The organism is Halanaerobium polyolivorans (assembly GCF_020711195.1).
Taxonomy (GTDB): Bacteria; Bacillota; Halanaerobiia; order Halanaerobiales; family Halanaerobiaceae; genus Halanaerobium; species Halanaerobium polyolivorans.
Genome location: NZ_JAJFAT010000004.1, coordinates 170,089 through 183,869, shown reverse-complemented (window position 1 = coordinate 183,869; position 13,781 = coordinate 170,089). Strand labels below are relative to the sequence as shown.

Here is a 13,781-nt window from a genome sequence, read left to right as displayed (position 1 = left end):
TATATTACAGTTTGGTCCACTATGGGCATTTTATTTATTATTTTTTTAATTAGTTCAAGTTCATTATACAATCAAGCAAATAAAATTACTTATTAAAACAAAATAGCAAAATAATTAATATAGATAAATATTATTTTAAGTTTTAAATTAATTAATTAAAACAAAATCAATCTAACGGGTCTGTGAAAAGAAACCCCACTTTTAGACAATAGAAGATTTTTCTGTTGTTCTAAAGTGGGGTTTTTATGTTTTTTTTTAAGACCTATTAAGGAGAGTGAGTTTATGGAAGAAGATTATTTGGGGATTAAAGGCAAAAAAGCTTTAGTAACTGGTTCTTCACGTGGAGTTGGTAAGGCGATAGCTCTGGCATTAGCTGAGGCAGGGGCAGATGTTGCGGTTAATTACCGAAGCAGTGCAGAAGAAGCTTTGGATGTTGTAGAAGAAATCAGAGAGATGGGAAGAGAAAGTTTGGCAATTCAAGCAGATTTGGCTTATCCAGATCAGGCTTTAAAATTAATGGAAAAAACAGTAGAAAGATTTGGTGAACTTGACCTTCTGGTTAATAATGCTGCTTTTTTTCCCACAAATTGGGTTAAAGATATTAGTCTTAAAGAATGGCAGAAAACTCTGGATGTTAATTTAACAGCTGTTTTTATCTGCAGCAAGTTTTTGGTCAATCATGCTTTAGAAAATGAGAAAAAGGCAAAAATTTTAAATATTAATTCACAGGCTGCTTTTCATGGTTCAACTACAGGTCATGCCCATTATGCAGCTTCAAAGGGTGGAATGTGGACATTTACCATTTCTCTAGCTAGAGAGGTTGCTGATAAAGGGATTAATGTAAATGGAATGGCCTTAGGAATAGTTGAAACCGAGATGGTTAAACCACTCTTAAAAGAAGATGAAGAATATTATCTAGCTCGAATACCTAAAAATGAATTTGCTAAACCAGAAGAAATGGCAGATATTGCAGTATTTCTGCTTTCTCAAAAAGCAGATTATATAACTGGAGCAACTCTTGATGCAACAGGTGGGATGTTGATGCGTTAATATGTCAAAATTTTTAAAATAGCTTTAAAATTTGCTTTTTTTAAGCAATTAACATAAATCTAAATTAGGAGGAATTTTTTATGAAGTATTTATTAGGAGTAGACATTGGAACATCTGGAGCAAGATCAGCAGTTTTAACAGAAGAAGGAGATTTTGTAAAGTCAGCTTATACTACCCACACTTACAATATCCCTAATCCTGGCTGGGCAGAGCAGGAAGCAGACGTATATTGGGAAAGTTTTTGTGAAGTAGCCAAAGAAGCAGCAGAATGGGTTGAAGAACAAAATGGAGAATTAGCGGGCTTATCTATTAGTGGTTTAACACCTGATGTTTTACCGATCAACAAAAAAGGTGAAGCAATTTATCCGGCAATTTTATGGTTGGACAGAAGAGGTACAGATGAAGATGAATGGATTAGAAAGAATATTGGTGAAGAAAAAGTATTTGAACTCAGTGCAAACACTGTTGACCCTTATTATGGTTTAGTAGAACTACTTTGGCTTAAAAACAAAGAACCTGAAATTTATAAAAAAGCCTATAAGTTCTTAAATGTTAAAGATTATGTAGCCTATAAGGTAACTGGTGAAATTACAATGGATTATACCCAGGCTGGTTGTACAGGTATCGGTTTTGATATTAGAAATAAGAGATGGGATCCTGAAATGTTCAACAAATTAGGTCTTGATATAGAAAAAATGCCGATGTTGGTTGAATGTGAACAGGTAATTGGTCATACCCAACCTGAAATTGAAGAAGCTACCGGTTTAGAGCCTGGTATTCCTGTTGTTGCTGGAGCTGGAGATGCTATGGCTTCAATGATGGCAGCAGGTATTAGTGAAGTAGGAGAAAACGTTGTTGCTCTTGGTACTTCTGCAGTTTGGGGTTTCTTAGGTGAATCAGATGAATTCGCTAAAAATATGCTGGTAACACCTGCAGTAGGTTATAAAGATATGTATTTAACCAGTGCTGCTCCAGCCTTTACCGGTGGTGTATTTAAGTGGATGAGAGATGAAATTATGAAAGATGTAGAAGATGGTGCCTATGATACGATGAATGAAGAGGCAGCAAAAATTAATCCTGGTGCAGATGGTTTAATTACCCTCCCCTATTTTGCTGGTGAAAGATCACCTGTTTGGGATGCCAGAGCTAGAGGAGTTGTACTTGGACTATCAACAGACCATACAAGAGCTCAGCTCTTTAGATCAGGTCTAGAAGCAGTGGCGTTTGCCCTTTTAGATAGTTTAAAATATATTAGAGAATCAGGAACCGAGATTAGTGATGATATGGTAGTTACCGGTGGAATGGCTAAAAGTAAGCTTTTACGTGAAATCCTAGCTAATGCCTTAAATATGAATGTAATCTATATAGGTGGTAATGTTAGTGCAGAAGTTGGAGTTGCCTATATTGCCGGTAGAGGTGTTGGTATCTTTGACAGCTATGAAGTTGCTAAAGATAAACTAGAGGTAATAGATAAGATTGAGCCAGATCCAGAAATCAATGAGATTTATGAAGATTACTATGAAAAAGTATATAAGAAAATGCATCCTGCTCTAGAAGAAATATTTGCTGACAACTATGATATTAGAGCAAAAGTAGATAAGATTATGGAAGCTAGAAAATAATTATATAACTATAACTCGGCCTCCTGCCCAGCTAAATTAGGGGGCTGAGTTAAAATTATAAGGAGTTGGTAATTATGTTAACAAATTTAAATTATGTACTAAGAGATGCTCAAAAAAATGCTTATGCAGTACCTGCTTTTGATTGTGTAGAAGATTTTATGGTTAGATCAATTTTAGAAACAGCTGAGGCAAAGAATTCTCCGGTAATTTTAATGTCTTTAAGACATGACCTAGAAGAAGGAAGAGGTTTTGAATATATTTCTGGACTCATAAATAAAGTTGCTCCTAGTTATGATATCCCGATTGTTCTTCATTTAGATCATGCTGAAGACTTTGATTTTATTAAAAAAGCAATAGATAAGGGTTTTACCTCAGTAATGTATGATGGTTCTCAACTACTTTTTGCAGAAAATGTTAAAAACACCAGAGAAGTTGTGGAATATGCTCATCAAAGAGGTGTTTCAGTTGAGGCTGAATTGGGCCATGTTGGAGGAATGAACTTAGATGGAACTAAAGAGGGTGACTCACAACTTACAAAAGCTTCTGATGTTAAAAGATTTATTGAAGAAACAAATGTAGATGCCCTGGCAGTTTCTATTGGTACAGCCCATGGAGTATATGAAGCAGAACCTGTTTTAAATATAGAGCGTTTAAAAGAAATTAGAACTGCAACTGATGTCCCACTTGTTTTACATGGTGGCTCAGGAACTCCCTTAGATCAAATCCAGGAAACAATCAAAAATGGTATTACAAAAATAAATATTTTTGCTGACCTCAGAATAGCCATGTATAAGGGGCTGCTTGAAGCAGCAGAAAAAGCAGAGGCAGCAGATAGAGAAGACCCAACTCCTGATGTACTATTTGCCCCAATCAAGAATTCTTTAGAAAGTGTTGTAGGCAAAAAAATAGAGCAGCTTTATGCTGATAATAGAGTATAAGCTAGCTGCAGAGGACTGGAGATGATAAGTAATGAAAAATAAAGCTCTTAGATTATATGGAAAAAAAGATTTGAGATTAGAAGAATTTGAAATGCCAGATATTAAAGAAGACGAGATACTGGCCAAAGTAGTCACAAATAGTGTTTGTATGTCAACTTATAAAACTGCTCTCCAGGGTGCTGATCACAAAAGAGTACCTGATAATGTAGCAGAAAACCCTACTATTACCGGTCATGAATTTGCTGGTGAAATTTTAGAAGTAGGTGAAAAATGGCAGGATCAGTTTTCAGCTGGACAAAAGTTTACAGTTCAGCCTGCTTTAGAATATGAGGGAAGTTCTTATGCAGCTGGTTATTCCTATCAGTATTTTGGTGGTAACAGTCAATATGTGATTATTCCACCAGAAGTTATGGAATTAGGTTATCTGCTTAAATATGATGGGGAAAGCTATTTTGAGGCCTCTTTAGCAGAACCTGTTGCCTGTGTGATTGCAGGCTATAAGACTGTATATCATACTCATCCTAAAGATTACGGTCATGATCATGGTATAGTTGAGGATGGTAAGATGGCCCTCTTTGGTGCAGCAGGTCCAATGGGTTTAGCTGCAATTGATTATGCAGTTCATGCTGAAAAAACTCCATCTCTGCTTGTGGTAACTGATGTTAATCAGCAGAGATTAGATCGCGCAAAAAGAATTTTCCACAAAGAAGATGCTGCTGCAAATGGAGTTGAACTTCATTTTGTCAATCCTAATGATTTAGATGATACTGTAGCTGAACTTAATGCAATGACAGATGGGGAAGGTTTTGATGACCTCTTTGTTTATGCACCGGTAAGAGAACTGGTAGAACAAGGAGATCAGCTGCTGGCCCAGGACGGCTGTCTGCATTTTTTTGCCGGCCCAACTGATAAGGATTTTTCAGCAGAAGTTAACTTTTATGATGTTCATTATTCTGCAACTCATTTTACCGGATCTTCTGGTAGTAATGATCAGGATATGAAAGATGCTTTAAAGCTTTTTGAAAAAGGCAGCTTAAATCCAGCTAAAATGATAACTCATATCGGTGGTTTAGATAGTGCAGAAGGTGTAATTTTGGACTTACCAAATCTGCCTGGAGCCAAAAAATTGATTTATACAGATATAGAAATGGAATTAACAGCACTTAGTGATTTGAAAGAAAAGGGAGAAGAAAATCCTCTTTTTGCAGAGTTAGCTCAAATAGTAGAGGCTAATAATGGTCTTTGGTCAAGAAAAGCAGAAGAGTTTCTCTTAGAAAACTTAAGTTAACAACAACAGACCCCGCAGTTATGATGATTGCGGGGTTAAAATCAAGCTATTTAATCACCAACTTCGATATTGATCCCTGCTTTGCGAATTCTTTCTACTACTTTAGGATCAACATTTGAATCGGTAATCAAAAGATCTATATCCTTTGTTCTGGCAAATTGGGCGGCAGAAGTATGGCCGAGTTTGGTGTGATCTACTAGGGCAATCAGCTTATCTGCTTTAGCGACCATCCGTTTTTTAAGTTCAACTTCATAAAAGTTAAAATCTGTGAGTCCGTTTTCTATATTAAAACCGTGGGAAGAAGTTATCATTAGATCAGCAGAAAGATTATCTATCATACAGCCACCAATTAAACCTTCAACTGAACCAGATTTAGGACGCACAATACCACCTAATAAAATGACATTAAAATCTTCTTCACCTTTAACTTCTAAAGCAGTGTAAATGCCATTTGTGATTACGGTTAGTTTTTGACAGTTTGTCAGATAAGGGAGCAGATATAAAATGGTTGAACTAGCATCTAAAATAATGGTCTGGCCATCTTTGATATAATCTTTGGCTTTTTTACCAATCGATTTTTTTTCTTCAACATTTTTTTCGCTTCTTTTGTGAAAGTTTCTAAAACTGCTTTTATCCTCCTGATTGGGTAAAACAGCTCCACCATGGATTCTTTCTATTAGACCTTTTTCTTCTAACTGGGCAAGGTCGTTTCTAATTGTTGCTCCGGAGACATCTAGTTCTTCTTCTAGCTCCTGGGTAGAGATTTGTTTATGGGTTTTTAGGAGCTCAAGTATCTTGTTTTTTCTGGTATGTGATAACATTGTTAATAATCCCCCTATATATATATAATAATAATTCTTGTTCTTAAACTCTGTTTATTATAATTGTATTTTATTTTGTTTTATTTGTCAAGAAATCCTTTGCAAAACAAGGCTTTATAAGCATTATTAAACAAAAAAATAAGATTTAATAAAAATAAATAAAAAATAAATAAAAAATAATAAAAATAAATAACAAAAAGTGCTTGTTTTTAGTTTTATTTTGTGCTATTATTTAATTAAGAAAAAATTATTAAACTGCTTATTTGCGAAGATTCTCGAGCTGGAAATTATCAACAAAGACTTTTAAAACAAAGTTCCAGCTATATTAAAAGGAGGAATAAAGATGGATTTAAAAGAAATCTCAGCTAAAGAATGTTCTTGTGGAAGAGTACATCAAGTTCCAATTCAAGAAGTTTTAATTGAAGAAAATGCTGTGGCTAAAGTTCCAAAGTTATTGGAAAAAACAACAGAATTTAAAAAGATTTATTTAGTAGATGATAAAAACACCAAAGAAGCTGCCGGGAATGAACTTAAAAAGACTTTAGAAAGTGCTGGCTATGAGGTAGTAGAGATTACCCTGAAGGAAAAAGAAGGAGATGACCACCTGGTTCCAGATCCAGATGCAATTTTTGGGGTGATGGCTGGAGTAGAAGATGATGGCTATATTTTAGCCTGTGGTTCAGGTAGTTTAAATGATCTAACTGCTTATGCAGCTCATAAGATGAAAAAACCTTATTCAATTTATGCTACTGCACCTTCTATGGATGGTTATGCCTCATCAATTGCTTCTATTACTGTAGATGGAGTAAAAAAGTCATATGATATTACACCACCAGAATTGATTATAGGAGACTTAAATGTTTTGGCAGCATCACCTTGGAAATTGATTCAATCAGGTTTAGGAGATCTTTTGGGCAAAGTAACATCATTACTGGGCTGGAAAATGCAGAGAATTCTCTTAGATGCTTATTTTTGTCAGGAAGCTTATGATTTAGTTGAAGATGTTTTAGATGATTTAATGGACAATTATCAAAGCATTTTAGAAAGAGATATTGATGGGGTAGATGCCTTAACAAAAGGCTTGATCTATTCCGGTATAGCAATGATGATGGTCGGTAATTCCAGACCAGCATCTGCGGGAGAACATCAGATTTCTCACTTTTTTGATATGTATTCAGGCATTTTTAAAGAGCCAGTTCCAACCCATGGAATTAAAGTTGGGGTTGCAAGTGTTATCACAAGTGAGTTATACTTAAGATTATTAGAAGAAGATTTTTCTCAATTAGAGTTAAAACATGACCGTCAGGCCAGAGAAAAGGCGATCAAAGAAATTTATTTAGAAAAAGCTCCTAAAATATTAGAACTTCTAGCTGAAAGATGGGAAAGAGAAAAGGTTTCAAAAGAAAGATTATTAGCCAAAGAAACAGAAATTAAAGCAGCTATCAAAGAATATGAGAACAGTCTTAAAGAGGTTGAAGTTATATTAGATGACTTCAAATTCTTTGCCAGAGATGATGTTAAGAATTTAAATCGTGACTGGTTAAGAAAAGCAGTAAATTATGGATTTGAAATCAGAAGTCGTTATTCCATCTTAACCCTCTTAAATCAGTTAGGACTGCTGGAAGAATGGGGAACAGAGGCGGTAGAAAAGCTGGAAGCAAAACTTTAAGAAATATTTAAAAAGAATTCAATTTACAAAGGAATGGTTTAAATGACAAAGCTTGGAGAAATAGAATGTTATTTGCTTGATATGGATGGGACTATCTATTTAAGTGATCAATTGATTGATAAGGCTAAAGAATTTGTTGATACCCTGGAAAAAAAGGCTAAGGATTATGTCTTTTTTACCAATAATTCTGCTAAAAACAGCAAAGATTATCAGCAAAAACTGGAGAGACTTGGCCTTTCAATCCCCTTAGAAAGAATAGTTAATTCTGGAGAGGTTACTGCTGATTATATTAGAAGTCAAAAAGAAGGAGCAAAGGTTTATCCACTTGGGACTCCATCTTTTGAAAAAGAACTTGAAGAAGCAGGTTTAGAACTGGTAAAAGAAAAGCAAGCTGGAATAGACTTTGTTGCTTTGGCTTTTGATACAACTTTAACCTATCAAAAGCTCTGGGATGCTCATGATTTAATTTTATCTGGAGTAGAATATGTGGCAGCAAATCCTGATTATGTCTGTCCTTTAAAAGATGGTAAAACAATGCCTGATTGTGGTTCGATGATCAGTCTTTTAGAAACTTCAACCGGTAAAAAGCCTTTAGTTATAGGTAAACCTAATAGTTTGATGATAGATTATGTAGCTAAAAATCTAGGTATAAGTAAAGCAAATCTGGCTATGGTTGGAGATAGATTATATACCGATATTCAGATGGCCATAGATGCTGATATTACAAGCATTTTGGTTTTAAGTGGAGAAACTGATAGAGAAATGCTGGCAGAAGCCCCACAAGATCCAGACTTTGTGTTTGAATCAGTTGCAGAAATAAAAAAGAAATTGGAAGAACTTTAAGTTAAAAGCATTTCACTTTTAACTGTAAAATAAATGATTATAAAAGAGGGCTGAAAGCTTATTTGACTTTTGGCTCTCTTTTTTAAAAAAGTAAATTAACAGAATTATTTAAAAATTTCAAAATAAGTGATAAAATAAAAGAGAAGAAGATCTCAAATTCAAAGGAGGGCTAAAGAAAGTGAAAATTTATAATGATCCAGAAAAGGTTGCAGGTGAAGCTGTAGAAGGTTTTTTAAGGGCACACAGGAATAATTACAAAAGAATCGGTGATTATAATGCGGTGGCCAGAAAAGAAACTCCAATTGAAGATAAGGTAGCAGTTTTAATTGGTGGAGGTGCTGGACATGAGCCGGTCTTTTTAGAATTTATCGGTCCTGGTCTGGCAGATGTTTCAGTTAATGGTGATATTTTTACCTCTCCTGATCCTAATATGATTTATGAAGCCACCAAAGCGGTAGATAGTGGTAAAGGTGTGCTTTATCTTTATGGTAACTATGCTGGTGATAATATGAACTTTGATATGGCTGCAGAAATGGCTGAAGCTGACGGTATTGAGGTAGAAACCGTTAGAGTTTGGGATGATGTAGCTTCAGGCCCACCTGAAGAAAAAAGTAAAAGAAGGGGAATTGCAGGAGACCTATTTTTAATCAAGATAGCCGGGGCAATTGCTGATACCGGAGCAGATTTAGCAGAGGTGAAATCTGTAGTTGAAACAGCAAGGGCCAATACCAGAAGTTTAGGTGTTGCTTTCTCAGCTGCAACTCTACCAACTGAAAAAGAGCCGATGTTTGAAATGGCTGCTGATGAAATGGAGATCGGGATGGGTCTGCATGGTGAGCAGGGTATTAAAAGAACTAAGATCAAACCTGCAGCAGAACTGGTAGAAATGATGACAGAAAAATTATTAAATGATGATTTAGAATTAGATGCAGGAGATGAGATTGCGGTTTTAATCAATGACCTGGGAGCTATGACCAGAGAAGAATTATTGTTAGTATATAAGGAACTAGATGATATTTTAGCTGCTAAAGAGATTAAAGTCCATGATGTCGTAATGGGAGGTTATTGTACAAGCCTTGATATGGCAGGATTTTCTATCACTTTCTTTAAATTAAATGATGAGTTAAAATCTCTTTATGATAAAAGTGCAGAATCTCCAGGTTTCAAAAAGCTTTAAGTTAAAAAAAAAATTATAATAATAGATTTAATGCCCTCTTTAAACAGGGGGCTTTTTTTTCTGCAGATAATTGCAAAATATATGAATTATTGACTACTTTTTAACTTTGCAAAATATCTTAAAAAAAGACTTTTAATAAAGTTGATTATCTGATATGATAAAAACGAAAAAAGAAAAGAGGGGGCAGTTTCATTGCTGCAAAATAAATTAGAGCAGAGGGTTAGGTATTTTTCCTTAATTCTCTTTTTATCTTTTTTAATAAAATATAATTATTTAATGCTGTATATTTTTCAAACTCCATCAATTATATCACTTGCTTTGAGAAATATAATTTTTGCATATTTTTACATCAACTTTATCGAACCTCTGCTAGTTTATAAAAGATCTCGGCAGAGGTTATTTATACTTGTCATTGTTTTTACTACCTTTTTCTTCAGTAATTATTTTTATAACCGCTATTTTGGTAATTTTTTAAGTGTAAGTGACATTATGTCTGCAGAAGGTCTGGGTGATTTTTCCCTTTATGAAGTTCTTTTCAGACATATAATTAGATATAGAGATGTTGTCTTTATTCTTGATATTATCATTTTAGGTTTTTTAGGTTTTAGTTATTTACCTGACTTTAAATTTATTAAAAATCCGCAAAGAATTTTTAAAAAGGCTGCTCTTGAACAAAAATTTGCTTTAGTAATAGTAATATTATTAATTGTAGTGCAAATATTTACTGCTTCTGTGATTTTTGATGGAGCTCAGCCAACCAGACTTTATCAACTGGGGAGCGGTAGCTTTGTTTCGGTCCATGGAGTTATACCTTTTTATATCATAGATAGTTATAGTTATTTGCAGAGACAGCAGCAGGCTGAACCACCAGAGTTAGATGATATTCCCTATTATAGAACTAAAGATCAGCTTAGTGGTCGAAAACAGCTGAGTGAAAACAGCAATATTATTATGATTCAGGTTGAATCTCTTGATGAAAGAATAATTAACTATGAACAGCAGGGAAAAGAAGTTGTCCCATTTTTGAATTCATTTAAAGAAGAGAGTATATATTTTGCAGATTTTTATGCCCAAAAAGTAAATGCCAGCTTTGATGCTGATCTATCTGTTTTAACCTCTCTTTATCCAGTTAATAGGAGTTATGTTTATAGAGATATTGATCTAAGCAATTTTGCTTCACTACCTAAATTATTAAATGAGCAGGGTTATCAAACCCTTGCTTTTCATAATAATACCAAGGAGTTTTTTAACCGGGGTGAAGCATACCCGGCCCTAGGTTTCGATAATTTTTACAGCAAAGAAGATTTTAGTGAAGAAATTTTTGTTATGCCTGAAGAGAGAGCATTAGGGGTAAACGATTATGACTTTTTTGATCAGGCAGCTGACATTATAACTGCTGCTGAGCAAAAAGATGAGCCTTTTTTGGCTTTTATGATCTCATTAACCTGTCATACTCCCTTTAATTTTTATCCTGAAGCTGGTGTAGATGAATTTGAAGGTGTAAACAGTAATTTTGTCTTAGACTATTTTAAATCAATTAATTTTACAGATAGTGCTTTAGAAAACTTTTTTCAGAAATTAGAAAAGTCAGGTGTTTTAGATAATACTTTAGTTCTTATCTATTCTGATCATGAGTCAGAAGTTAACACACCAGAGTACAGTTCAGATAGGAATTTTAATCTCTGGAGGAATATTAAAAAGCCAGATCATGTTCCCTTGTTTATTAGTCACCCTGAACTAGAAGCTGGGGTGAGCAATAATCCTGGAACAACTACTGATCTGACGCCAACAGTGCTTGATTTACTTGGGTTTGAGCAGCTGCCTCAGCAGTTTGTGGGACGTTCGCTTTTTACTGATAAAGAAGAACCTTTGCTCTTTTTAGATGAAACTCCCAAGATTTTATATGAAGATCAACTTTTTGTAGAAGAAATGGGAGTATTAAATAAAGTTGGTTTTGTTGAGGATAGAGAAAAAGATGTGGAAATTGAACAGCAAAAGGTTGAGGAAATGGAAGCAATAATCAACTATATGAGAAGAATATTTGGTGTTCATGAAGGTGAAATTTTTAGGGAGGTGGAATAATTAAAAAATATATAATAGTTATTGCGATTATTTTGCTTCTAGCATTTATATATTTTGAATTTTATTATTTGATCAGACCTTCTAGACGGGGAAAAGAAATAATTGAAAAATATAATTTTGATTATCCTGTTTTAATTGCCCACCGCGGCTCTTCTTATGCGGCTCCTGAATCAACTGAGCCAGCCATGAGGAAATCAGTGCAAAGTGGGATAGATTATATAGAAATGGATGTCCAGAGAACAAAAGATGGCGAGTTAGTTATTTTTCACGATCAGGAGCTTTTAAGGTTAACCGATGCAGATGAAGTTTTTCCTGAACGTGATAATTATAGATTTAGAAATTTCACTTTAGAAGAACTAAGAAAGCTCGATTATGGCAGCTGGTTTAATGAGGCCTATCCAGATCGAGCCAGAGAAGAGTATGAGGGCTTAGGTATTTTAACCCTAGAAGAAGTAATTGAAATTGTTGACCCAGTAAATACCGGGGTCGGGCTTGCTATAGAGTTAAAAAGCCCTTATCTTTATTCAGAGATTGAAAAAGAAATAACCGATCTATTAGAAGAAAAAGATATCTATGAAGTTGAAGCTGAAGCTCCAAAAGTTCTTTTTCTTTCCTTTTCTCCTGCCAGCCTGGAAAGGCTGGGAGAATTGAGGCCGGAATCTCCCCGGCTGCTTTTAACAAGCAGCAATGTAGCTACCAAATGGCGCTGGGATGGCTGGCTTAACCTGACTGAAGAGGTTGCAGAAGGAATAGGTCCTAAAGGCCATGTTTCGATGCCCTGGTATATAGCTTCTGCTCATAAAAGAGGCTTGTTTGTTTTTCCATATGTAATTAATCATTCCTGGCAGATAAAAGTCCTGACCTGGTTTAGTGCAGATGGCTATATAACAGATCGTCCAGAACTGCTAAATAGCTTTTTTGATAGGGCAAAAGAGATTAGTGAACGAACAGAAGAAATCGGTGAAGAAATGTTTTCTGATTAATTCTTAATTTTTATGGAAATTAAAGCAGTTTTTATGATATAATTTATTGAGTAATAAATTTATCAATTATAAATGTTTTAATGAAATTTTTTCTTGAAAACATTTTCATGGAGATTTTTAAAAGGAGGCAGTTAATTATGAGGAATTTTGTTTATGAAAATCCGACCAAGATTATTTTTGGTAAAGATAAAGAAAAAGAAGTTGCTAAACACACTGCAGAACATGGGAGTAAAGTTTTGCTCCACTATGGTGGAGGTAGTATAAAGAAATATGGCACCTATGATACTGTAGTTAAATCACTTGAAGCTGCCGGTATAGATTATGTAGAACTTGGTGGGGTTAAACCTAATCCAAGGCTAGATTTGGTTAAAAAAGGTATGGAATTAGTGGAGTCAGAAAATGTAGATTTTATTTTGGCAGTTGGTGGTGGTAGTGTAATTGATTCTGCAAAAACTATTGCAGCAGGACATTATTATGATGGTGATGTCTGGGACTTTTTTGCAAACAATGTTAAAATAGAGCAGGCTTTACCGGTTGGTGTTGTGCTGACTATCCCGGCTGCAGGTAGTGAATCAAGTACCTCAGCAGTTATTACCAAAATGGACGGAGAGCACAAGCTTTCTATAAATTCAAAACATATTAGACCCCAATTTGCAATTATGAATCCCGAATTAACCTTTACCCTTCCTGATTACCAGACAGCTGCTGGTGCAGTTGATATTATGTCCCACATCCTGGAAAGATATTTTACAAAAACAGCCAATGTAGAACTGACAGATAGGCTTTGTGAAGCTGCCTTAAAAACGATGATTACTAATACTCCACTTGTTTTAGAAGATAATGAAGATTATGCTGCAAGAGCAGAAATTATGTGGACAGGCAGTATTGCCCACAATAATCTTTTAGATACTGGTAGAGTTGGTGACTGGGCTTCACATGGTATAGAACATGAATTAAGTGCCCTTTATGATGTTGCTCATGGAGCAGGACTGGCAGTTATTTTCCCGGCCTGGATGGAATATGTTTATCAACATGATTTAGAGCGTTTTGCCCAATATGCAGTTAGAGTTTGGGGAGTAGATCCTAATTTTAAAGATCTTAAATGGACTGCTGAACAGGGGATTCAAAAGACCAGAGAATTTTTCAAATCAATTGGAATGCCTTTAAGCTTAGAAGAATTAGGTGTACCAGGTGACCGTTTAGAAGAAATGGCTGCTAAAGTAGTTGCTGGTAAAGAAAGAGGAAGTATTGTTAAAATAGATAAAGAAGATGTTTTAAATATATATCAAAGTGTCTTAAAATAAAAGC

At 34.8% G+C, this 13,781-nt stretch carries 11 protein-coding genes; 10 read left to right on the top strand and 1 reads right to left on the bottom strand.

The annotated features are described in order from the left end of the window. Positions 1–282: 282 nt before the first annotated feature. The 4 genes from LJ207_RS04490 (at position 283) to LJ207_RS04475 (ending at position 4,898) form a co-directional block, all read left to right on the top strand. Positions 283–1,050, top strand: coding sequence for an SDR family NAD(P)-dependent oxidoreductase (locus tag LJ207_RS04490; protein ID WP_229344472.1), 768 nt, complete (start codon positions 283–285; stop codon positions 1,048–1,050). An 80-nt stretch (positions 1,051–1,130) separates the two neighbouring features. Beyond that, positions 1,131–2,672, top strand: a complete 1,542-nt coding sequence (locus tag LJ207_RS04485; RefSeq protein ID WP_229344471.1) for an FGGY-family carbohydrate kinase — start codon at positions 1,131–1,133, stop codon at positions 2,670–2,672. Between the two features lie 74 nt (positions 2,673–2,746). Next, positions 2,747–3,610, top strand: a complete 864-nt coding sequence (locus LJ207_RS04480; protein ID WP_229344469.1) for a class II fructose-bisphosphate aldolase — start codon at positions 2,747–2,749, stop codon at positions 3,608–3,610. A gap of 31 nt (positions 3,611–3,641) precedes the next feature. Continuing rightward, entirely contained in the window at positions 3,642–4,898 is a 1,257-nt protein-coding gene (locus LJ207_RS04475) for a zinc-binding dehydrogenase (RefSeq protein WP_229344468.1), read from the top strand. 50 nt (positions 4,899–4,948) lie between these two features. Here LJ207_RS04475 and LJ207_RS04470 read toward each other — a convergent pair whose 3' ends face one another. Next, positions 4,949–5,719 (bottom strand): DeoR/GlpR family DNA-binding transcription regulator, encoded by a 771-nt coding sequence (locus LJ207_RS04470; RefSeq protein ID WP_229344466.1) that lies wholly within the window; start codon positions 5,717–5,719, stop codon positions 4,949–4,951. 343 nt (positions 5,720–6,062) lie between these two features. On the opposite strand from LJ207_RS04470, the gene LJ207_RS04465 reads away from it, so the two are divergent. The 6 genes from LJ207_RS04465 (at position 6,063) to LJ207_RS04440 (ending at position 13,777) form a co-directional block, all read left to right on the top strand. Further along, positions 6,063–7,388 carry a sn-glycerol-1-phosphate dehydrogenase gene (locus tag LJ207_RS04465; RefSeq protein WP_229344465.1) on the top strand — a complete coding sequence of 442 codons (1,326 nt, stop codon included), beginning with the start codon at positions 6,063–6,065 and terminating at the stop codon, positions 7,386–7,388. Between the two features lie 42 nt (positions 7,389–7,430). Next, positions 7,431–8,231 carry an HAD-IIA family hydrolase gene (locus tag LJ207_RS04460; RefSeq protein ID WP_229344463.1) on the top strand — a complete coding sequence of 267 codons (801 nt, stop codon included), beginning with the start codon at positions 7,431–7,433 and terminating at the stop codon, positions 8,229–8,231. A gap of 178 nt (positions 8,232–8,409) precedes the next feature. Continuing rightward, positions 8,410–9,408 carry a dihydroxyacetone kinase subunit DhaK gene (locus tag LJ207_RS04455; RefSeq protein ID WP_229344456.1) on the top strand — a complete coding sequence of 333 codons (999 nt, stop codon included), beginning with the start codon at positions 8,410–8,412 and terminating at the stop codon, positions 9,406–9,408. Between the two features lie 192 nt (positions 9,409–9,600). Continuing rightward, entirely contained in the window at positions 9,601–11,490 is a 1,890-nt protein-coding gene (locus LJ207_RS04450; RefSeq protein ID WP_229344455.1) for an LTA synthase family protein, read from the top strand. A 68-nt stretch (positions 11,491–11,558) separates the two neighbouring features. Then, positions 11,559–12,473 carry a glycerophosphodiester phosphodiesterase family protein gene (locus LJ207_RS04445; protein WP_229344453.1) on the top strand — a complete coding sequence of 305 codons (915 nt, stop codon included), beginning with the start codon at positions 11,559–11,561 and terminating at the stop codon, positions 12,471–12,473. Between the two features lie 137 nt (positions 12,474–12,610). After that, entirely contained in the window at positions 12,611–13,777 is a 1,167-nt protein-coding gene (locus LJ207_RS04440) for an iron-containing alcohol dehydrogenase (protein WP_229344451.1), read from the top strand. The last annotated feature ends 4 nt before the right edge of the window (positions 13,778–13,781 follow it).

Bases quoted from the DNA above. Each gene is read 5' to 3' on its own strand.
- LJ207_RS04465 (WP_229344465.1), top strand. From the start codon at position 6,063: ATGGATTTAAAAGAAATCTCAGCTAAAGAATGTTCTTGTGGAAGAGTA.
- LJ207_RS04460 (WP_229344463.1), top strand. From the start codon at position 7,431: ATGACAAAGCTTGGAGAAATAGAATGTTATTTGCTTGATATGGATGGG.
- LJ207_RS04440 (WP_229344451.1), top strand. From the start codon at position 12,611: ATGAGGAATTTTGTTTATGAAAATCCGACCAAGATTATTTTTGGTAAA.
- LJ207_RS04470 (WP_229344466.1), bottom strand. From the start codon at position 5,719: ATGTTATCACATACCAGAAAAAACAAGATACTTGAGCTCCTAAAAACC.
- LJ207_RS04485 (WP_229344471.1), top strand. From the start codon at position 1,131: ATGAAGTATTTATTAGGAGTAGACATTGGAACATCTGGAGCAAGATCA.
- LJ207_RS04475 (WP_229344468.1), top strand. From the start codon at position 3,642: ATGAAAAATAAAGCTCTTAGATTATATGGAAAAAAAGATTTGAGATTA.
- LJ207_RS04480 (WP_229344469.1), top strand. From the start codon at position 2,747: ATGTTAACAAATTTAAATTATGTACTAAGAGATGCTCAAAAAAATGCT.
- LJ207_RS04490 (WP_229344472.1), top strand. From the start codon at position 283: ATGGAAGAAGATTATTTGGGGATTAAAGGCAAAAAAGCTTTAGTAACT.